Consider the following 19,603-nt stretch of genomic DNA (forward strand, 5'->3'; position numbering starts at 1 on the left):
ATTAATCTTTTTTATAACGTAAAACTGGTTTACGTGCTGCTAAAGTTTCGTCTAGACGGCTTATAACTGTTGTATGTGGAGCCATTTGTACGATTTCTGGATTTTCCTCTACTTCTTTAGCAATTGCAATCATTGTATCAACAAATGAATCTAATGTTTCTTTCGATTCAGTTTCAGTCGGTTCAATCATGATACATTCTTCCACGTTTAATGGGAAGTAAATTGTTGGTGGGTGGTAACCAAAGTCTAATAAGCGTTTTGCGATATCTAATGTACGTACGCCTAATTTCTTTTGACGTTTTCCACTTAGTACAAATTCATGCTTACAATGACGATCGAATGGTAGATCAAAATGTGGTTCTAATCGACGCATCATATAGTTAGCATTTAATACAGCATCTTCAGTTACTTGTTTTAAACCTTCAGGTCCCATTGAACGAATATAAGTATATGCTCTTACATTAATTCCAAAGTTACCATAGAAAGGTTTTACACGTCCAATTGTTTCAGGGCAATCAGAGTTTAATACATACTCATCTCCAATTTTTTCAACGATTGGTGCTGGTAAGTAAGGAATTAAGTCCGCTTTAACTCCAACAGGGCCAGAACCAGGTCCACCACCACCATGAGGGCCAGTGAAAGTTTTATGAAGATTTAAATGAACTACGTCAAATCCCATATCTCCTGGGCGTGCTTTACTTAATACAGCGTTTAAATTAGCTCCATCATAGTAAACCTTACCACCTGCTTCATGGATAATCTCAGCAATTTCATAAATGTCTTCTTCAAAAAGACCTAATGTATTTGGATTTGTTAGCATTAATGCTGCAACATTTTCATCAACTACACGACGTAAGTCTTCTAAATCAACTAAACCTTTTTCATTCGATTTAACTGTAATTGTTTCAAATCCTGCAACAGTTGCTGAAGCTGGATTCGTTCCGTGAGCTGAGTCAGGTACGATTACTTTTGTACGATTGAAATCACCACGACTTTCGTGATAAGCACGAATAATCATTAGTCCAGTCCACTCACCGTGCGCACCAGCTGCAGGTTGTAGTGTAACTTCATCCATACCTGTAATTTCTTTTAATTCCTGTTGTAACTCATGCATTAATTCAAGTGCACCTTGAACTGTGTATTCATCTTGTAATGGATGAATATGAGCGAAACCAGGAAAGCGGGCTACTGCTTCATTAATTTTTGGATTGTATTTCATCGTACAAGATCCAAGTGGATAGAATCCAGAGTCCAATCCATGATTACGTTTAGATAACGCTGTATAGTGACGCATTAAATCTAATTCAGATACTTCAGGTAAATTTGCTTTTTCTTTTCGAACATAAGTAGCTGGAATAACTTCTTGAATATCAAAATCTTCAACATCCATTGTTGGTAGACTATATGCAATACGACCTTCTTTACTCATCTCAAAAACTAACGGTTGATCCTTCAGCATGTTGCATCCCCTTTCCGTTTACTAATAATGTTAGTTCATTTACAAATGTATCGATATGTTGTTTTGAACGTAACTCAGTAACAGCGATTAACATATGATTTTCCATAGCGGGTTCAACTTTTGCTAAGTCATAACCACCGATAATTTTTTTCGTAAATAATTCTTTATTTATTAGTGATACATTGTGTTTTACATCAATAACTAGTTCATTAAATGCAGCGCCATCGAAAACTACTGAAATTCCGTTTTCGGCTAATTTCTTTTTCATATATTGAGTTCTTTGAATGTTTTGAGTTGCCATTTCAACAGCACCATTTTTACCAAGTGCAGTCATTGCTACCGAAGCAGCTAAGGCATTTAAAGCTTGGTTAGAACAAATATTAGATGTCGCTTTATCACGACGGATGTGTTGCTCACGAGCTTGAAGTGTTAATACAAAACCACGACGTCCTTCGCCATCAACAGTTTGACCTACTAATCGGCCTGGCATTTTACGCATTAATTTAGTTGTTGCTGCAAAGTATCCACAGTGTGGTCCACCAAATTGTGTTGGAATACCAAATGTTTGAGCATCACCAGCAACGATATCAGCTCCAAATTCACCTGGAGGAGTTAAAGCAGCTAATGCCAATGGATTACTAGAAACTACGAATAAGCTTTTTCCAGTATGAGCGATTGGTTCAATTTCATCTAAAGCTTCAATTTGACCATAGAAATTAGGGTATTGAACAACAACACACGCAACATCATCATTCATTTCACTTTGAAGCTCAGCTAAATCAGTTTTACCATCTTTAAGGCCGATTTCTACTACTTGTAAATGTTGACCTTTTGCATAAGATAAAATAACTTCGCGAGATTGTGGATGAACAGCTTTTGAAACTAAAATTCGTTTTTTACCAGTATGTCCAGCAGCCAAAGTAGTTGCTTCTGCAAGAGAAGTACCACCATCATACATCGATGAGTTTGCAACATCCATACCAGTTAATTCACAAATCATTGTTTGAAATTCAAAGATTGCTTGAAGTTCACCTTGAGAAATTTCTGGTTGGTACGGTGTATAAGCTGTATAGAATTCAGAACGTGAGATAACATGATCAACTACTGTTGGCAGATAATGATCATATACACCAGCACCTAAGAATGAAACATATTCTCTTAAGTTTGCATTCTTATTAGCTAATCCACTTAATTCTTGTAATAAATCAGATTCAGATTTTGCTTTTTTAATATTTAATAAGCCATTGAAACGAACTTTTTCAGGAATATCACTAAATAACTCATCAACTGAAGAAATACCCACAGTCTTTAACATCTCTTGACGATCTTGCTCTGTCATTGGTAAATAACGATGCATAAAAGTAATCCCCTTTCTCCCCCTAGTTATTTCTTATCTCTTTTATAAAATGGTGTTGCAACAACTACTGCTTTTAATTTTTTATTTCGAATTTCAACCTCTAGTTCAGTACCTAAAGCTGAAAATTCAGTTTTAATTAATGCAAGTCCAATATTTCTCTTTAAAGTTGGAGATTGCGTTCCACTCGTAACTTCACCAATTAACTCATCATTTAAATAAACCGGATAGTGACTTCTCGGAATTCCTTTATCGATCATTTCGATTCCAACAAGCTTACGAGGTATACCATTTTCTTTTTGTTGTTTTAGAACTTCTTTACCAAAGAAGTTTTCTTCTTTATTTAATTTCACTGCAAAGCCAATTCCAGCTTCAAGTGGCGTAATATCTTTAGTTAATTCTTGACCATATAATGCAAGCGTTGCTTCAAAACGAAGCGTATCACGTGCACCTAACCCACAAGGTTTAAGTCCATCGGCTTTTCCTGCTTCAAGTAGTACATTCCAAATTTTTGCAACATCTTCTGCTGCACAATAAATTTCGAATCCATCTTCACCTGTGTATCCTGTTCTAGAAACAAGTGCGGTCGTTTCAGCAATTTGAACTTCATTTTTAAAAGTAAAATACTTAATTTCAGTTACATCTAAAGCAGTTAAACGTTGTAAAATTTCTACTGCTTTTGGACCTTGAAGTGCCAATTGTGCCATTTCATTACTTTTATTTTCTACTTTTACATCACCTTCAACATGTGAAAGTAACCATTCAAAATCCTTTTCAATGTTAGACGCATTTACGACTAATAAATAATGATCATCACTAAATTTGTAAATTAGTAAATCATCAACTGTTCCAGCATTTTCATAGCACATTGCACTATATAATGCGCCTTCATTTTTCAGCTTCGAAACATCATTTGTCATCATTTTTTGTAAATATTTAAGACTATCTTTACCAGTTACTTCGATTTCACCCATATGTGAAACATCAAATAAACCAGCCGCTGTACGAACAGCTTCATGTTCTTCTTTAATGCTCGAAAATTGCACTGGTAGCTCCCAGCCACCAAAATCAATTGTTTTACCACCTAACACTTTGTATTCATCAAACAAAGGCGTACGTAATAAAGTCGTCATGTAGCTTTCTCCCCCTAATCTACATGCTAGCGTGATGGAAAACTAACTTAATAGTTCGTCCAGCTAACCATTAAATATTTTACATAATTTGTCTTTTTTCGGAAAAACTAGTAGAAAACAAGAAAATATTATTAAACGAAATTAGTTTATTGTTTTTTCTTAACAATCAAACTTTTTAGTTTAAAAAAATAATAAGCAATTTTTCTTTTTTTCTATACTATTATCCTAACATTAAACGACAGTTTTCATCAATAACGAAGTGAAATTTTAAAAAAATAAAATCACGAACGTTATACGCATTATTTTACTATAACGTTCACTATTATCCAATAAAAAAATGAAATGGGTGAGATTAACATGTCAATAGAGATTAAATTCCATACAGAATGGCAGGATGAGTTTTTAGAAAAGCTTGAACATGATGGACCATGGTCTAATTGGGAAAATTATAAACTCGCCTATCAAACTTCTACCAAATTAGCAATTCCTTCTTTTTCGGGAATGATTGCACCAAGTCATTTACCAAATTTAACGCCTTTACCGCACCAATTAGACGTTGCAACGACCGTTATTGAAAAAATGAACGGAAAAGCAATACTTGCAGATGAAGTAGGTTTAGGTAAAACGGTTGAAGCAGGATTAATTTTAAAAGAATACATGATTAGAGGTTTAGTTAATAAAGTACTTATACTTGTTCCTGCTTCACTCGTATCCCAATGGACATTTGAATTAAATACAAAATTTCATATTCCAGCAATCGCTCAACAAAAGAAAAGTTATGTATGGGATAGTTGTGATGTTGTTGTTTCATCAATAGACACAGCAAAAAGAGCGCCTCACAGAGATAAGATACTAGATATTAACTATGATTTAATCATTATCGATGAAGCTCATAAACTAAAAAATAATAAAACAAAAAACTATGAGTTTGTACAATTATTGAAAAAAAAATACTGTTTACTTTTAACTGCTACTCCTGTTCAAAATCGGATTGAAGAAATATTCCATTTAGTATCTTTATTAAAACCAGGACATCTTGGAAATAAAACTAGTTTTGAAGAATATTTTTCAGCTAAAAATCGTTCGTTAGAACATGAAGATTTACTCAGAGAACTAATTGGAAAAGTGATGGTACGTAATCGAAGACAGGATACAGGAATAGAATGGACAAAACGAAAAGTTGAAACTGTTCTGATCAATTTTAGTGAAGATGAACAAAAATTATATGATCTTCTTGAAGAATGGCAAAAATCTCAATATACCGGAGTCACTTCTGCATTTTCATTTCTTACTTTTAAAAGAGAAGCATGCAGTAGTAGAGAAGCTGTTTATGTCTCGATGAAAAAAATGCTACAAAGATTTGAAAAAGAGAATATAGATATTAATGATCCATATATTGATAAAATTTTCCATCAAATTAATCAAATTACTTCAAACTCGAAAGCTAATAAAGTAATTGAATTAATAAAGAAAATAAATGATAAAGTCATCATCTTTACTGAATATCGTGCAACTCAACTTTATTTACAATGGTTTCTAAAACAAAATGGCATTACCTCTGTTCCATTTCGAGGTGGATTTAAACGGGGTAAAAAGGATTGGATGAAAGAGCTCTTTAAAAATAGAGTACAAGTACTAATCGCCACTGAGGCTGGTGGAGAAGGTATTAATCTACAATTTTGTTCAAATATGATTAATTATGATTTACCTTGGAATCCAATGAGATTAGAACAAAGAATTGGACGTATTCACCGACTTGGGCAAACTGAAGACGTAAGTATTTATAATTTTGCCACAGTAGGTTCGATCGAAGAGCATATATTACGCTTACTTTACGAAAAAATCCATTTATTTGAACGTGTAATAGGTGAACTAGATGATATTCTTACACGAATTCCTTATAAGGATTTTGAAGCTCACATGAACGAAATATTCATAAATTCAAAAACTGAGGGCGAAATGAAGATTAAAATGGAGAATTTAACTTCTATTATCCAATTACAGCAACATAAACAAGTAGGTGACAGTTATGCAGCAACGTGAAATTCATGATTATATTGAATATTTTTTTAAAAACAATGAATGTGAAATCGTAAAAAATACTCCAACTTATTTAGAAATTCAGTTAACCATTGATATGGATAAAAAATTAATGAACCGACCTTTCTATTGGCATTATTTAGAGAAAACAGGCGGAATTCCAAATCCTATGAAATTAACAATGATAACTGACAATGATAATGTACCAGAAGATATTAAAGGAGAACAAATCCATTTTGGTTCTCCCAGACTTCATCAAATTTTTTCAATTGTAAATGAACTAGGTCAATCAATTAGATTATATGAAGATATTCATCCTCCAATGGGACAACAAGTTGCTCTCCATCCATGGTTAGCAGTCAACTATCAAGTATCATTTACATGCGACCATAAAAAAGACTTTCTATACTCATATGGAATCCATTTAATTTCGGGTACGATTATTGAAAATTTTCATACAAAGCTCGAAAAAATTAAATTTAATTCGAAGATTCCAGACTTTTGCTATTCGATGTCTCCTATAATCAAACCAATTAGTGGTTTAAATCGAATGGAGCAACTTCTAAGAAGTAAAATTCAGGAAGAGGATGAAGTATGGGCTGAAGAAGCACGTAAACGATGGAAGCATGATCTTGATTTATTGAATCAATTTTATAAAGATGATGATGAAAAACCAGAAAACTATCATGTAGAATATAATGCACTTAAAGAGCTTTATGAACCTGTCATACATGTAGATTGTATTAATGGCGGATTATTTTATCTTTCGCCCTTTACGATGAGTAAACTAGGTTAATAAAAAGACTGATTTCGAAATTGAGAAATCAGTCTTCTTTATTACATACTTTTCTTATTTTTTCTGCTTTGGATTTTTTTCATATATAGCGCAATACTTAATGGGAGCATTCCAAACATATTCGTAGAAAAAGATTCTTTAGTCTCCTCTTTTTCATGCTTAATGATTTCACGTTTCTCTTTCGGTTGATCTATATAGTTCATAAATTGTTGTGTCATATATTTTACATAATCGTTCGTTTTCAAACTAATCACCTAGCTTTCAATTCTTATTTCTACTATCTCCTCCTTTAATAGAATTTAAACAGTTAATGATTTCCAGAGCTACTTCTAAAGGTGAAAGTGTATTAGATAAAATTGAAAAATCGGCTTTTTCATACGCAGATTTTCTGTTTGCAAATAAAGCCTGCATATCATCAAGCGATCGATTCTTTGCATTTGGGCGATTATGGTCAAAACAAATGCGTTCATATAAAATCTCGATGGATGTTTCAAGATAAAATAATATACCATTCTTTTTCATAAAATTGATATTCTCTTCACGAGTAATGATTCCACCACCAGTTGAAATCACCGCATCATTAGACGTAACTTTTTTTAAAACTTCAGATTCAATGTCTCTAAATCCGTTTTCTCCATATTCCTCAAAAATTGTGGGAATCGTTTTTGATGTATGTAATATAATTTCTTCATCAATATCAACAAATTGAATATTTAACTGCTCGGATAAGATGTTCCCTACAGTCGTTTTACCACATCCCATAAATCCTACTAAATATATAGGCTTCATTTTTTATATTTCCCCCGTTTAATCTGTCCAATTAGTAATTAGGTTTTCGCCCTTTAAATAATTAAATTGAACGATATGATTTTTTATTTTTGAATTACTACTTGTCAACGTTACCTTATATTCATCTTTTGAAGTTTCATTAAAAGTCCATATAATTTTTGTATTATTATAATACTTAATTAAATTTGATTGAAGTGGAATATCACCTTTTTTTAAATCGTACACTGCCTGAGAATGAGCTCTCTCTAATCTATTTTGAATGGAACTATAATTTGAAAACGAATGGATTGAATGAATTATATCGATTTGTATAATAAAAAATACAAAAAGTATGTTTAAAACTAGCATTGTGTAAGGTAAAAATATTCCTTCTTCAGATAACATTTTAATTTTGATCAGTAAATAATCGAACATTCTTTTCATAACTGACACCATTTTGATCAACTACTTTAACTAAAATTTTCTGTTTGCCATTCCTTTTAAAAATTAAACTACTAACATTCTGAAGAACAATTTCATGACCTGTATTTAACTTTTGGCGACGAATAATTGTCGCATATTTCCGATAACTAATTTGAACGTGGTATATATCTTCGAAAACAAGCATTTCACTATAAATTGTATGACCTATGCTTTTATTCGCTTCTTTTTGTACTTCTTTTATGAAATTATCCCATTCTAATCGATTTAAGGATTCATATTGGTGATTCCTATGAACAAATCCACTTAAACTTGATGTTGAAATCGAAACAATTATTAAGAAAATAACGAATGAAAAAAGCGTCTCTAATAATGTAAACCCATTTTCATTTTGTAATTTTTTCACAAATTTCACTTTCCTTTGTTCTGTAGATCCACTTCACACAAATTTGTGTATATTCTTTCATCATATCATTTTGATAAATTGTAAATATTTGACCATTTAGAAAACGATCTCCTTCTGAAAAATCAACACGATTTAAATAATAAGTATGTACCGAGTCCGTTAAAATATCGTCTGCTATATTTATTAATTGTAATGACTCTTTGTTTTGCAATAATAATGTCATTGAAGGGACGATCACGACACAAAAAAGTATCATTATATTTAGTGAAAGAATTGATTCAAAAAACGTAAAACCTCTCTCATTTTTTATCATATTTAAATCGACCACTCCCTAGATAAAAAGTAATAATATATTCACTATTTTTATAACGAATAGAAATAGTCCCTGAATTTGAAATTGTGCCGTCTGCGGTATATCGCAATGGAGGTTTAAGTGAAAGGTAAGTAATTAGGATATCTGGATCATATTTACGATTTACTATGGGAGGGTTTAATAAATTATCTTGGATCTCATAATTCCCTTTAAAGAAAATGATTCTTGTAGGAATTTGTTTAATCGCTGCATTTCTTTGAGTAAGGAATAGGTCATTTTGAAACATTTGCAAGAAAAGCACTAGCTTTTGATTTTCTTCAATTTTCTTCATTTGAGTAATAGGTAGAATAAGTAACAACATGATTAACGAAAGGACCATTAACATCTCCACTAGCGTAAAACCGTCTTGACTTTTAGCTTCTTGTTTATGGAATCGAAACAGTGCCAGTAATCTTGTCATATGATAGCTCGGTTTTATTTTTACATTTATATGTTGCGATATAGCCCTGCTCTTTCAAGATTTCTAAATTATCTGGAAGATGTTCATTTTCTAAACGAAATGATTCAACACTTGACTGCACCATTTTTTGTAAGGCTAAACAGCCCTTTGCCTGAATTGAATTTTGCTGTTTCCCTATATTCGGTATAACTAATAATAAAAGTATTGAAATGACTAAAAGAACGACTAGCATTTCAATTAAAGTAAATCCTTTCTCATTCAATGAAAACCCTCCTAAAAATTGTTCATCAATTGAAACATTGGAAAAAGTATTGCTATATAAAGTGATAAAATACTTGTTGAAATAACAATTAAAATAATGGGCTGGATCAATTTTATTGAACGAAGAAAATATTCCTCTAAACTTCTTTTTAAGAATTCGGCGTAATCATGTAATTCTTCGGAAAGTGTACTGTTGTTCATTCCATGATCGATTATAAAAATCAAATCACGATTAAAGGTCGAATCATTCTCCAATGTTTGTTGTAATGAATTTCCATTACGAATAAGATTAAACATTATTTTTGATTTTTCTTTTATAAAGGTTCTACTATCATTGTTTTGCATCGTCTTCAAAGCTTCAATTATAGGAAAGCCAGCATGTAACAAAATACTTAATTGCATAGAAAATTCATAAGTATTCATTGTTATTAGGAACGATTTTAAAAGTGGAATTTGAATTAACTTATTCATTTGCTCAATTGGAGTTAGTTTCTTAATAAAGTGAAAGGAACTAATGATTATAATTGAGCAAATAAATAAAAATAGGAGGATGATGGACGGCATGCGTTTGATTAATTGTAAATAGGCAAATGCGAAAGAGTGTTGATTTGACTGAAAAGTAGTAAAAAGCATTTCAAATTGAGGAATAATAAAGTTACGAAATACAATGAGGATTAAAACCAAAAATATGATTAAGCAAATCGGATACGCAATTACTTTTCGAAAGTATGCGCGATGTTGAATTTTCTTATGTAACATAAAACTACCTTCTTTAAGCGCAAATGATAAATCGCCATGTACTTCAGAATAATACAAGTACACGATAACGTCTGCATGTAAATTCAGATTAGTTCCAAACTCAACAAAAGAATTCCCTGTAATTAATTTTTGTTTAGCATCTTCAAATAGATCTTTATATTTGTTTGGTAGTTGAATTGTTAAGAATTCAATGGCTTGAATCAATGGGTAACCTTTTTGTAAAAGTTCGCCTAATATTTTTAAAAGCCTTGCCTGTTCGTACAAAGGAAGTTTTTGGCTACGTATTTTATTAACCATAAAGCATGCTTCTATCAAGAGATTTATAATCGATGTAACCAAGTGCATATCCTTTAATAATTTCATGATTAATCGTTTGTAATTGCAATTCTTCTTTAACTCCTTCCCTTAACTCGTTAAAAATTAAATCTAAAGCTTTTCCATATAATAATTCATAAACACCTAATCGCCTATTTTTTCGCTGAGCTAAACAATTTGGATCACACTCTCCATCACAATAAGGACACTTTACTTTGACAAGTCGCTGCGATACGATTGCTACCAATGATTGAAAGAGTTCTTCCTTTGGTATCCCGAATTCTAACATTCTAAATAAAGCACCCTTAGTATTTTTGGAGTGCAGTGTCGTTAATACTAAATGTCCCGTTAAGGCCGCTCTAACGGCAATTCTAGCAGTTTCCTCGTCCCTAATTTCTCCTACCATTACTATATCTGGATCTGCTCTTAAAATTGCCTTCAGACCAGTCACATAACTCAATCCTGCCTTTTCATTAACCTGCATTTGGAAATACTCATCCGATTTCCTTTCTATCGGGTCCTCTAACGTAATAATATTTCGAGTAAAATCTTTTTTTGCTGCTTGTAAAAGTGAATAAAGTGTTGTCGTTTTACCACTCCCTGTCGGACCAGTAAAAAGCATGAGTCCATGAGAATGATGAAGTAACGAAAGTAATTTTCGGGTCGTTGATGGAAATAATGAGAGTTTTTCAATTGGGGTAATGACTTGCTGAGGATGAATTCTTATAACCATTGATTCTTCAATAATTGAGGGTAATGTAGCTATCCGAAGTGATAAAAGTGAATCATTAATATTCACAACTAATATTCCAGTTTGTGGTTTGCGTTTTTCGCCAATATCCATACTACCTAGAAATTTCAGATGCATAATCATCTGTTTAGCTTCATGCTTACTAATACGTTGTATTACCTTAATATCCCCATCAACTCTAAAGCGAATTTCAACGCTATTCTCTTTAGGCAATAGATGAATATCTGAAGCTCCAAAATGGCAAGCTTTCTTAAAGAGTTCTTCTACTATTTTTTCAACTGACTTCATATAATCACTCCTTTCAATTGGTGCAATTATATTATCACGTATAAAAACATTCAATTTATTAAAATGACGTAATTGATTGTATAAATGATTTTTGAAATAAGTATTTTAACGAACTAACGTTAATATGATGAAAAAATAATGTCTAAATTCAATTTTATATAAAAATAAAAAAATTTTCATAAAGAAAAAGCATCACTCGCGTACATTCGATGTATAGAAATCAGCAAAATAACGAAAATAATATAGAGTAGAATACTTCTAATAACTTTAATTGTATTAATACATTGTTTACAATTGTAACTTTCTTATTTTATAATAATGAATGGGTAGAAATTATTTATGGGGGGATTTAGAATGGATCGTATGTTTCGCGTTCTAGGATTCTGGACAGCTATTTTTACGGTAATGTTCTATGTTGGTCATATGACTGGTGCTGCTCTACTATTTGCAGTACAAACAGCATTTTTCGTAGTATTAGGCTATCTGAAGCTTTCTGAGCGTATGTACATCTATATCTTTGGCGCATACTTAACTGTGTTCTTTGTAGGATTTACATATTATAGTACTTTCTTATTAGTACCTAGCTTTGGTGAGTAAATAAAAACCAGTCATTTGACTGGTTTTTTTATTTGTATTCATTTAATGAAATTAATTCATTTATTTCTTGTTTTAAATCGTCAGCTATTCCTTTGGTTTGAATAAGTAATTGAAATGAATCACTTATCCCTCCTGGCATAATTAATGATTGGACTGCCCGATTTTGCTTATACTCCTCTGAAAATGGATTTACTTGGGCGTGTTGAATTAACCAGTTTAAGATTCCAAAATCAAGAAGTGCATTTCTTTGTGTTGAGAAATAAACTTGATCAATTTCCTTTTGTAAGCCAATATGTTTCAATTCGTCCCAATGTATATGAGTTGTTAAATCCATTTCACCAATTAAATCTAATACATTCGTTTTCATCTCATGTTGATGATAGCCTCTTAGGCTTCCCTTTAATCGATGAGGCGCATCCCATTCTTCTCTATTAAAACCATAATCAACCGTGATGATCATCCCATTAATTAGTTTAGATTGCATGTTATTAAAAACTCTTTCCATAACTAGTGGTATTTCAAGTCGTTGTCCTTTTTTACCATGAAATTGATGTCTATCAAGAAATTCATTTATTTTTATATCATCGATCTCAATATAACGCTCGACTAACTTATCATCCTCGTTGTAAGTTAAAACAACTTCGTGCCATCTCTCATTTTGAAATTCTACAACACGAACAGGTAATGCATCAAATAGTTCATTTGAGAATATTACCCCTTCAACCACTTGTTGCATCTCAGTCAATCCAGAATAAAATTTCACATTTGAATGCTCGATTAACATTTCTTTCTGTAATAATTGGTGGAAGTTACTTTCGTCAACAAGGATATAGTTTAATTTTGAATAAACTGTTGGTTCATTTTTTTTACAATAAGTAAGAAATGAATTCGCAAAACGACCATTGCCTCCACCTACTTCTACAAATGTTAATCCAACTAGATTATTCTTCACAAAAGAACAGAAAACAGATGCGATTACTTCTCCATATACAGTTCCAACTGAGCTAGAAGTATAGAAATCACCTTTTTGTCCGATTTTCTGATTTTCCTTTTGATAATATCCCTTTTCGGGATCATATAAAGCAATATTCATAAACTCTTCATATGTAATCTGGTGATTTTGTTTTTTATTCATCGCTTCTTTAAGTATTTTATTCATCCAATTATCCTTAAAAAAATGGGTTATGTTTTTTCTCTTCCCCAATTGTCGTTGTAGGACCGTGTCCGCTACATACAACTACATCGTCAGGAAGTGATAAAAGCTTTCCTTTTATACTTTTAATTAATTGATCGTGGTCACCACCAGGCAAATCTGTACGTCCTATACTACGTTGGAATAACGCGTCACCAGAAAAAACGGTTTTAATTTCTTTGCAATAAAACGAAACACTTCCTGGTGAATGGCCAGGCGTTTCAAAAATCGAGAATAAAAATTTACCAATTTCCATCTTGCCTTCTTTTTCAATAAGATGATCTGCTTCTCTTGCAAAGATTGCTTGATTTCTCATAAATAATTCAGAACCATTTTTTTGACCATCTGTTAACCAATCAGCTTCATATTTATGAATATAAACGGGTATATTATATTCATCACGAACTTCGTCAACTGCTCCTATATGATCAAAATGGGCATGCGTAAGAAGAATCGCTATTGGTTTTAAATTATTTTCTTCTATAACATTAAAAATAACATCAGCCTCTTCACCCGGATCAAAAATTACGGCTTCATTTACATCATTACTTACGACGTAACAATTAGTTTGTAATGGACCTAATGGTAGTTGGAAAACATTCATGCTTTTACCCTGCTTTCTATTTTATATACCTAATACTATATCATAATTTTATTTAAGCGCTTAATTTCAAATAGACAATTGTTCATAAAAGTTTTACAATAATAATGATGTAGAAAGCAAACAGGGGTTTTGCTAAAAGAAATTTATAGGGGGTTTACAATGGGTACAGTTATTATCTTTATATTAGTAGCTATTTTATGTGTTCCAGCATTATTATCTTCATTAAAGAAGAAAAACTTATTAGCTATATTCTTTTCTGGTGCTACTTTAGTATTATTTGCTTGGTTTGCCGTTATGACAATTATACATAGTGGTTATCCACCAGCACATTTATAAAATACACTTTGTTTTCTATTTTTGGAAAACATGATACTTATTTTAAAAAGGCTGACACTTATGTCAGCCTTTTTATTTTCATTAAATAATTAACTATCGGGATTTTAAGTTTCCGCCTTCTAGGTTAAAGAGTGAATAAAGTAAAATTGGAAAGGTCTCAGAAAAGATCGAATCAAACATTGAGAGTGGTAATGGATTGATTCCTTTCCCTAACTCGAGTGTAAAACCTGGCTTTCGAAATTCTTGGATGAACCAATCTTTGTAACCTGCATGACTATCAATTGTTTTTACGGCTTTATACGGACTTACTTCTGAAAAATATTTTGCATATACAGCTGAGATGCTAGGTTCTAAATGATCATAACCCCAGTAAAATTCTCTTCCTTGAGTATGTAATGCTACGACTAAATCAAAATTTCGTTCGTTTGCTAAATTATACATTGCAATCGATTCTGGTTCACTTAATGGAAAATCTCCAGGATAATCCCGTGGTGCAAATGTCTTTGGTTTTTTGCGCTTTTTTTCTATCTCCCAGTTTGCAGGAAATTGATTATTTAAATCGACACCGCGAATATTTGCTTTCCAACCTGTAAAATCATCATATTCTTCATTTATCTTCGTGACAAAATTCATATACTCTTCATTCTCTATTTCCTGATTTACAACTAAATTAACGCCATCTGGATTAACCATCGGGACAATCGACAATGTAATTTGATTATATAACTCCAACATTTCTTTATGGTAAGGCAGATTTTCATTTGAAACGGTTTGTGCTAACCACTCAGTCATTTTCATAAGAACACAAGAGGTTATCCACTCATTAGCATGAAAAGCACCATTCCAGTGGATTTTACGCTCTCCACATCCAAAGACAATTTCATATATTGGTTTATTTAAAACAGTACTCCCTATGCAATTTAAATTTAGAAATGGATACTGACTTAGTAGAAAATTCAAATCCTTCTCTAGTTCTATAAAATCATACTTTCGAGGAACAAATGTATTGATTAGATCATTTTGATTCAAACTATTCACCTCATATACATTTTTGTACTTTATTGTATGAAAAGAAATAAAAGAAAAGCACTTCCAGTAAGGAAGTGCTTCGTCTTATTCGAACTTTGTTTCACCGCGTTTATATTTAATTTCATAGAAACGAAGTAAGTCTTTATAAATTATTGAATTTGAATATTCAAGTGATTTCTTAGCTTTTGCTAAATCTTCTTTAGGTGGTTTTTGATTTTCTAAAACCTCACCAGTTACTGCATCATACATTTTTTCATTTGTGTAAATATATTTGTCAGTAACAATTGTTCCATCACGGAAAACAACAAAGTCTTTATGTTTCGGTGAGAATAAATCATTACCAAAGTTAATTGATGTTTTATTTGCATCAACGCCTAATAAGTTTAAAATAGTAGGCTTAACGTCAATTTGACCAGCCACTTCATGCATAGTTTGTCCTTTAGTTTGACCAGGTACATGGATAAATAAAGGTACTTTTTGTAATTTAACATGCTCTGCTGGAGTAATATCTTTACCTAATACTTCACTCATTGCACGATTATGGTTTTCAGAAATACCATAGTGGTCACCATACATAACGATAATTGTATCATCGTAAAGACCAGATGCTTTCATTTCTTCAATAAAGTTTTTAATTGATTCATCTAAATAACGTACTGTCGTTACATAATTATCAACTGTTGCATCGCCTGTTTTTAATTTATCAATCATTTGATCCTTTGCATCCAATTCAAATGGATAGTGATTCGTTAAAGAAATCATACGATTATAGAAAGGTTTAGGCATGTCTTTCATTTTTTCAACAGATTGTTCGAAGAAGTACTTATCCTTCAGTCCCCAACCAATTGATGTATCTGCTGTTACTTTGTAATCATCTTCATTATAATAGCGATCATAACCTAGACTCGGATACATCATATCACGGTTCCAGAACGATTTATTATTAGAATGCATTACAGAAGTATAGTAATTTTGGTTTGCTTTTAAAATAGCTGGTGTAGCAGTGAAAGTATTTCCACCATTTGTGAAATATACTGCCCCACGGTCTAATGGATATAAGCTGTTATCGATAAGGAATTCCGCATCAGATGTTTTACCTTGCCCAGTTTGGTGGTAAAAATTATCAAAGTAATAACTTTCTTTTAAATACTTATTTAAGAAAGGTGTAATTTCTTGTCCATTAATTTCACGACCGATCACAAAATTTTGTAATGATTCTAATGAAATTACAACTACGTTTTTACCTTTGTACTTCCCATGAAGCTGTGCATTTACACCTGTATCATTTGCACGTATAAAGTTCTCAATACCTGCTAATTCACTATCATCTGCCATTGCTTTTTGAGCAGTAGTCTTAGATTGTTGAACCATATCATAAATATGGTAATTGTATAATCCTAAAAATTTTACGATATATTCTCTATCAAATGAACGCGTTAATAATTGAGGACGTTCTGTCTCAGCCAAACCAAGGTTTACTAAAAATACAGCTACTGCTACTAAATAATAAGCTGTTCTTGACTTACCTTTAATGTTTGCTGTCGTAAAGAATTTTTTACCCCATAAAATATTAACAAGTATTAAGATAATAATATCAGAGAAAGCTAAAATTGTTTTAAAGCTAATCATCGCCTTAACACTTGAACCTAAATCAGCAAAGTTTTGTGTCATGAATAATACAGGAATTGTTACGAAATCATCAAAGAATGAATAGTAAGCAGTGTCACCAATTAATATTAAGGACATTATCAAACTGATCCAAATGACCGCTCTATTTCGTTTATGCCCTTTCGCAAATAAACTAATACCAATAAAAATTAATAATGAAGAAATTGGACTAATAATTAATATAAATTGTTGCATTGTGTTTTCAATTTCTAAGTCAAAGTAGTACATACTTAATAAGGTTGCTTTTATCCATAAAAGGAATACTGCAAGTAAAGGAAATCCGAAGTTTTTAGTAAACTTTTTCCACATAATCTGTTCCTCCTCTTTCAAAACTAATAATCTATCTTTTTAATGTTTATAAATTAATATTTCATGTTTATCAATTCACATATTTATTTAATTGGCATACAAGCCAAGAATTTTCAAAATTATCGTCTTCACTTCACATTATTATGTTCTATTAATCTCATTTTTTCTGACGTCATTCAATTTATCACATATATGCTTCACACGTCAAATAACTAATTTTTTTATCAATTCAATCTAATAAACATAATAAGGTACTTCAATTAGAAGTACCTTAAGGAATAATTAAATTTCGTTAGTAATGAATTTTTTTACTAAATATGCTGCTCCAATTGCTCCTGCATCGTTTCCTAACTTAGCGATAGAAAGCTTTGTAGATTCACGAACAGTTGTAAAAGCAAACTGATCAAAATAATTTTTTAGTGGTTTGATTAGTAAATCACCTGCATTCGAAACGCCACCACCAATAATAATATTTTCTGGATTCAATGTATTTCCAACTCCTGCTAAGACAAGAGCTAAATATTTCATAACATGATTAACAATCTCTTCAGCTACCCCATCACCTTGTGAGTATGCATCAAACACATCTTTTGTCGTTAATTCTCTTTGAGATGAAATTTCTTTTAATACAGTCTCTTTTGATGTTGATTGAACTTTTTCATTTGCAATTCGTGCGATTCCAGTTGCAGAAGAAATCGTTTCTAAGCATCCTACTTTACCACAATTACACAATACACCATTCTCAAGTTGGACAGTAGTATGCCCAATTTCTCCTGCAGCACCACTTATACCATGCGCTACAAGCCCATTAACGATTACTCCACCGCCAACACCTGTTCCTAATGTAACCATTACTACATCCCTAGCACCGGCACCTGCGCCTTTCCACATTTCGCCAACAGCTGCAATATTCGCGTCATTGTCGACAATTACTGGAATACCTGATTCCTCTTCTAAAATTGCTTTAAGAGGGAAATTTTCCCACCCTAGATTTACCGCTGCAAAGATTAATCCATCTTCCAGTCGGACTGAACCTGGAGCACCAATACCAATTCCTGCTACATCATTTTTCGTTTTGTTCAATTCCTTTAGCTTTGTATCAATGGCGTTAGATATTGTTTTGGGAATATGCTTTCCACTTTCTGATTTATCAGTTGGTACTTCCCATTTCTCGATAAAATCACCGTCATTGGTTAATAAAGCTAATTTAATACTTGTACCACCTAAATCAACACCTACGATCATCTTTTCCATTTATTACTCTCTCCCTCTCAAGTGAAACCGCTTGCATCTCTATCTAAATAAAAAACGATTTAGTTAAATCGTTTTATTTTCGGATTTCACTTAGCTCTTTTTTTAATATTAAAGTTGCAATTTGTAAGTCTTTTCTTTCTAAAATATTCGCTAGAAATAATTCCTTTAATTCATCTTGCATTAACATTAAGTCCGCTTGTCGATCACCTGTGTAAATAAACGTTCCATAGTTCTTTAAAAATTGTTGGATATCATATACTGATTTCATTGTTGACTCCCACTTTTGTATGTTACTAATTATGTCTTAAGTATAAAGTCGTTTAGTATGTTCGTCAATGAAATGCTGATCCTCCATATTAGCGAGTGAATTAATCAAATTTTTTACTTATTTGGCGCCATTACTTCTTCTAATACTAAATCCTTTTCAAATAAATAAGTTGCGTATTCTTTCCCAACATATCTTATATGCCAAGGTTCATAATGATACCCCGTAACCTCTACCTTATCTTCTGGGTAACGAATTACAAATCCAAATTCATGTGCATGATCGGATAGCCATACCCCTTCTTTTGTTTCTCCAAACTCTGCTTCAAGTTTATTCCCAAAATTCGGTGAAGAAACATCTATCGATAGTCCAGTTTGATGTTCACTAGTACCTGGGACAGCACTGTATGCTTGAGTCCACTCTTCACCTTGTGTTTGTAAATAAAAATTATACAAACTAAGTTGTCTATCATATGATCGATAAGCTGAAACTGGAGTTAGAATAATCCCATTCGCTTCAGCAGTTTGAAATAAATTCTCCAAAGCGTGAGCTGCTTCTTTCCTCATTAACGTTTTATCCTTACTCGCACCATGTAATGGTACGATTGGGTACGTTAAATCTGTTGGCTCATACCCATCTGGTAATTTGCGATTTTTATTAACCAATACTAAATCAGACGCTGGGTTTGTAACTTCCAACATTCCATTCTCCGATTCAATTGCAGTATCATTATAACCTGGAAATACAGGTGATTTTTCTTTTTCTGGTTTTGTCATTTCAGATTTTTCAGTGGAATTGAACATTA

General features: G+C 32.0%; 23 protein-coding genes. 4 read left to right on the top strand and 19 right to left on the bottom strand.

What is annotated here, in order from left to right:
• Window position 1 precedes the first annotated feature (1 nt).
• Genes gcvPB through gcvT form a run of 3 tightly spaced genes read right to left on the bottom strand, consistent with a single transcriptional unit; the run spans window position 2 to window position 3,946 of the window.
• Window positions 2-1,459 carry an aminomethyl-transferring glycine dehydrogenase subunit GcvPB gene (gcvPB, locus tag B7R65_RS05400; RefSeq protein ID WP_088041715.1) on the bottom strand — a complete coding sequence of 486 codons (1,458 nt, stop codon included), beginning with the start codon at window positions 1,457-1,459 and terminating at the stop codon, window positions 2-4.
• Window positions 1,431-2,816 (bottom strand): aminomethyl-transferring glycine dehydrogenase subunit GcvPA, encoded by a 1,386-nt coding sequence (gcvPA, locus tag B7R65_RS05405; protein ID WP_256941168.1) that lies wholly within the window; start codon window positions 2,814-2,816, stop codon window positions 1,431-1,433. Before gcvPA ends, gcvPB begins: the two co-directional genes overlap by 29 nt.
• 26 nt (window positions 2,817-2,842) lie before the next feature.
• Complete coding sequence (gcvT, locus tag B7R65_RS05410) at window positions 2,843-3,946, bottom strand: glycine cleavage system aminomethyltransferase GcvT (protein WP_088041716.1); 1,104 nt, start codon at window positions 3,944-3,946, stop codon at window positions 2,843-2,845.
• Window positions 3,947-4,303: 357 nt separating this feature from the next.
• Here gcvT and B7R65_RS05415 point away from each other — a divergent pair, with 357 nt between their 5' ends.
• Both B7R65_RS05415 and B7R65_RS05420 read left to right on the top strand, forming a co-directional pair.
• Window positions 4,304-5,989 (top strand): DEAD/DEAH box helicase, encoded by a 1,686-nt coding sequence (locus tag B7R65_RS05415; RefSeq protein ID WP_088041717.1) that lies wholly within the window; start codon window positions 4,304-4,306, stop codon window positions 5,987-5,989.
• On the top strand, window positions 5,976-6,782 hold the full coding sequence (locus tag B7R65_RS05420) for a YqhG family protein (protein WP_088041718.1): 807 nt from the start codon (window positions 5,976-5,978) through the stop codon (window positions 6,780-6,782). The genes B7R65_RS05415 and B7R65_RS05420 overlap by 14 nt, the downstream gene beginning before the upstream one ends.
• Before the next feature lie 41 nt (window positions 6,783-6,823).
• Here the strand turns inward: B7R65_RS05420 and B7R65_RS05425 are convergent, their stop codons facing one another.
• From B7R65_RS05425 to comGA, 9 genes are read right to left on the bottom strand one after another with little or no spacing between them, the layout of a single operon-like run.
• On the bottom strand, window positions 6,824-7,027 hold the full coding sequence (locus B7R65_RS05425) for a YqzE family protein (RefSeq protein WP_088041719.1): 204 nt from the start codon (window positions 7,025-7,027) through the stop codon (window positions 6,824-6,826).
• A 16-nt stretch (window positions 7,028-7,043) separates the two neighbouring features.
• Window positions 7,044-7,571: a shikimate kinase gene (locus tag B7R65_RS05430; protein WP_088041720.1), complete on the bottom strand. Its 528-nt coding sequence runs from the start codon at window positions 7,569-7,571 to the stop codon at window positions 7,044-7,046.
• 18 nt (window positions 7,572-7,589) lie between these two features.
• Window positions 7,590-7,994: a hypothetical protein gene (locus B7R65_RS05435; protein WP_088041721.1), complete on the bottom strand. Its 405-nt coding sequence runs from the start codon at window positions 7,992-7,994 to the stop codon at window positions 7,590-7,592.
• The gene (gene comGF / locus B7R65_RS05440) at window positions 7,957-8,397 is read right to left on the bottom strand and encodes a competence type IV pilus minor pilin ComGF (protein ID WP_179194780.1); all 441 of its coding nucleotides are present in this window, start codon (window positions 8,395-8,397) and stop codon (window positions 7,957-7,959) included. Before comGF ends, B7R65_RS05435 begins: the two co-directional genes overlap by 38 nt.
• Complete coding sequence (locus B7R65_RS05445) at window positions 8,378-8,710, bottom strand: hypothetical protein (protein WP_088041723.1); 333 nt, start codon at window positions 8,708-8,710, stop codon at window positions 8,378-8,380. The genes comGF and B7R65_RS05445 overlap by 20 nt, the downstream gene beginning before the upstream one ends.
• Window positions 8,697-9,170: a competence type IV pilus minor pilin ComGD gene (comGD, locus tag B7R65_RS05450; protein WP_088041724.1), complete on the bottom strand. Its 474-nt coding sequence runs from the start codon at window positions 9,168-9,170 to the stop codon at window positions 8,697-8,699. The genes B7R65_RS05445 and comGD overlap by 14 nt, the downstream gene beginning before the upstream one ends.
• Window positions 9,136-9,432: a competence type IV pilus major pilin ComGC gene (gene comGC / locus B7R65_RS05455; RefSeq protein ID WP_088041725.1), complete on the bottom strand. Its 297-nt coding sequence runs from the start codon at window positions 9,430-9,432 to the stop codon at window positions 9,136-9,138. Before comGC ends, comGD begins: the two co-directional genes overlap by 35 nt.
• Window positions 9,433-9,443: 11 nt before the next feature.
• Window positions 9,444-10,487 carry a competence type IV pilus assembly protein ComGB gene (gene comGB, locus B7R65_RS05460; RefSeq protein WP_179194781.1) on the bottom strand — a complete coding sequence of 348 codons (1,044 nt, stop codon included), beginning with the start codon at window positions 10,485-10,487 and terminating at the stop codon, window positions 9,444-9,446.
• Window positions 10,480-11,544, bottom strand: coding sequence for a competence type IV pilus ATPase ComGA (gene comGA, locus B7R65_RS05465; protein ID WP_088041727.1), 1,065 nt, complete (start codon window positions 11,542-11,544; stop codon window positions 10,480-10,482). Before comGA ends, comGB begins: the two co-directional genes overlap by 8 nt.
• Window positions 11,545-11,898: 354 nt before the next feature.
• Between comGA and B7R65_RS05470 the strand changes: the two genes are divergently transcribed.
• Window positions 11,899-12,141: a DUF2626 domain-containing protein gene (locus B7R65_RS05470; RefSeq protein ID WP_088041728.1), complete on the top strand. Its 243-nt coding sequence runs from the start codon at window positions 11,899-11,901 to the stop codon at window positions 12,139-12,141.
• A gap of 28 nt (window positions 12,142-12,169) precedes the next feature.
• Here B7R65_RS05470 and B7R65_RS05475 read toward each other — a convergent pair whose 3' ends face one another.
• Both B7R65_RS05475 and B7R65_RS05480 read right to left on the bottom strand, forming a co-directional pair.
• Window positions 12,170-13,300 (bottom strand): SAM-dependent methyltransferase, encoded by a 1,131-nt coding sequence (locus B7R65_RS05475; protein ID WP_088041729.1) that lies wholly within the window; start codon window positions 13,298-13,300, stop codon window positions 12,170-12,172.
• Window positions 13,301-13,310: 10 nt separating this feature from the next.
• The gene (locus B7R65_RS05480) at window positions 13,311-13,937 is read right to left on the bottom strand and encodes an MBL fold metallo-hydrolase (RefSeq protein ID WP_088041730.1); all 627 of its coding nucleotides are present in this window, start codon (window positions 13,935-13,937) and stop codon (window positions 13,311-13,313) included.
• Between the two features lie 159 nt (window positions 13,938-14,096).
• Between B7R65_RS05480 and B7R65_RS05485 the strand changes: the two genes are divergently transcribed.
• Window positions 14,097-14,273 (top strand): DUF2759 domain-containing protein, encoded by a 177-nt coding sequence (locus B7R65_RS05485; protein WP_088041731.1) that lies wholly within the window; start codon window positions 14,097-14,099, stop codon window positions 14,271-14,273.
• Window positions 14,274-14,366: 93 nt separating this feature from the next.
• On the opposite strand, the gene B7R65_RS05490 is transcribed toward B7R65_RS05485, so the two are convergent.
• The 5 genes from B7R65_RS05490 to B7R65_RS05510 form a co-directional block, all read right to left on the bottom strand.
• Entirely contained in the window at window positions 14,367-15,302 is a 936-nt protein-coding gene (locus tag B7R65_RS05490) for a M14 family metallopeptidase (protein ID WP_256941169.1), read from the bottom strand.
• Between the two features lie 84 nt (window positions 15,303-15,386).
• The gene (locus tag B7R65_RS05495; protein ID WP_088041732.1) at window positions 15,387-17,279 is read right to left on the bottom strand and encodes an LTA synthase family protein; all 1,893 of its coding nucleotides are present in this window, start codon (window positions 17,277-17,279) and stop codon (window positions 15,387-15,389) included.
• Window positions 17,280-17,561: 282 nt separating this feature from the next.
• Complete coding sequence (locus tag B7R65_RS05500; protein WP_088041733.1) at window positions 17,562-18,533, bottom strand: ROK family glucokinase; 972 nt, start codon at window positions 18,531-18,533, stop codon at window positions 17,562-17,564.
• Window positions 18,534-18,606: 73 nt separating this feature from the next.
• The gene (locus B7R65_RS05505; protein ID WP_088041734.1) at window positions 18,607-18,801 is read right to left on the bottom strand and encodes a YqgQ family protein; all 195 of its coding nucleotides are present in this window, start codon (window positions 18,799-18,801) and stop codon (window positions 18,607-18,609) included.
• A gap of 113 nt (window positions 18,802-18,914) precedes the next feature.
• On the bottom strand, window positions 18,915-19,601 hold the full coding sequence (locus tag B7R65_RS05510; protein ID WP_256941170.1) for a M15 family metallopeptidase: 687 nt from the start codon (window positions 19,599-19,601) through the stop codon (window positions 18,915-18,917).
• Between the last annotated feature and the right edge of the window lie 2 nt (window positions 19,602-19,603).

Source organism: Bacillus sp. EAC (assembly GCF_002156875.1).
In the GTDB taxonomy this organism is placed as follows: Bacteria; Bacillota; Bacilli; order Bacillales; family Bacillaceae_G; genus Gottfriedia.

Excerpts from the sequence above, each read along its gene's own strand:
- gcvPB (WP_088041715.1), bottom strand. The coding sequence starts at position 1,459 with ATGCTGAAGGATCAACCGTTAGTTTTTGAGATGAGTAAAGAAGGTCGT.
- gcvPA (WP_256941168.1), bottom strand. The coding sequence starts at position 2,816 with ATGCATCGTTATTTACCAATGACAGAGCAAGATCGTCAAGAGATGTTA.
- gcvT (WP_088041716.1), bottom strand. The coding sequence starts at position 3,946 with ATGACGACTTTATTACGTACGCCTTTGTTTGATGAATACAAAGTGTTA.
- B7R65_RS05415 (WP_088041717.1), top strand. The coding sequence starts at position 4,304 with ATGTCAATAGAGATTAAATTCCATACAGAATGGCAGGATGAGTTTTTA.
- B7R65_RS05420 (WP_088041718.1), top strand. The coding sequence starts at position 5,976 with ATGCAGCAACGTGAAATTCATGATTATATTGAATATTTTTTTAAAAAC.
- B7R65_RS05430 (WP_088041720.1), bottom strand. The coding sequence starts at position 7,571 with ATGAAGCCTATATATTTAGTAGGATTTATGGGATGTGGTAAAACGACT.
- B7R65_RS05435 (WP_088041721.1), bottom strand. The coding sequence starts at position 7,994 with ATGAAAAGAATGTTCGATTATTTACTGATCAAAATTAAAATGTTATCT.
- B7R65_RS05445 (WP_088041723.1), bottom strand. The coding sequence starts at position 8,710 with ATGATAAAAAATGAGAGAGGTTTTACGTTTTTTGAATCAATTCTTTCA.
- comGD (WP_088041724.1), bottom strand. The coding sequence starts at position 9,170 with ATGACAAGATTACTGGCACTGTTTCGATTCCATAAACAAGAAGCTAAA.
- comGB (WP_179194781.1), bottom strand. The coding sequence starts at position 10,487 with ATGGTTAATAAAATACGTAGCCAAAAACTTCCTTTGTACGAACAGGCA.
- comGA (WP_088041727.1), bottom strand. The coding sequence starts at position 11,544 with ATGAAGTCAGTTGAAAAAATAGTAGAAGAACTCTTTAAGAAAGCTTGC.
- B7R65_RS05470 (WP_088041728.1), top strand. The coding sequence starts at position 11,899 with ATGGATCGTATGTTTCGCGTTCTAGGATTCTGGACAGCTATTTTTACG.
- B7R65_RS05475 (WP_088041729.1), bottom strand. The coding sequence starts at position 13,300 with ATGAATAAAATACTTAAAGAAGCGATGAATAAAAAACAAAATCACCAG.
- B7R65_RS05480 (WP_088041730.1), bottom strand. The coding sequence starts at position 13,937 with ATGAATGTTTTCCAACTACCATTAGGTCCATTACAAACTAATTGTTAC.
- B7R65_RS05485 (WP_088041731.1), top strand. The coding sequence starts at position 14,097 with ATGGGTACAGTTATTATCTTTATATTAGTAGCTATTTTATGTGTTCCA.
- B7R65_RS05495 (WP_088041732.1), bottom strand. The coding sequence starts at position 17,279 with ATGTGGAAAAAGTTTACTAAAAACTTCGGATTTCCTTTACTTGCAGTA.
- B7R65_RS05500 (WP_088041733.1), bottom strand. The coding sequence starts at position 18,533 with ATGGAAAAGATGATCGTAGGTGTTGATTTAGGTGGTACAAGTATTAAA.
- B7R65_RS05505 (WP_088041734.1), bottom strand. The coding sequence starts at position 18,801 with ATGAAATCAGTATATGATATCCAACAATTTTTAAAGAACTATGGAACG.
- B7R65_RS05510 (WP_256941170.1), bottom strand. The coding sequence starts at position 19,601 with ATGTTCAATTCCACTGAAAAATCTGAAATGACAAAACCAGAAAAAGAA.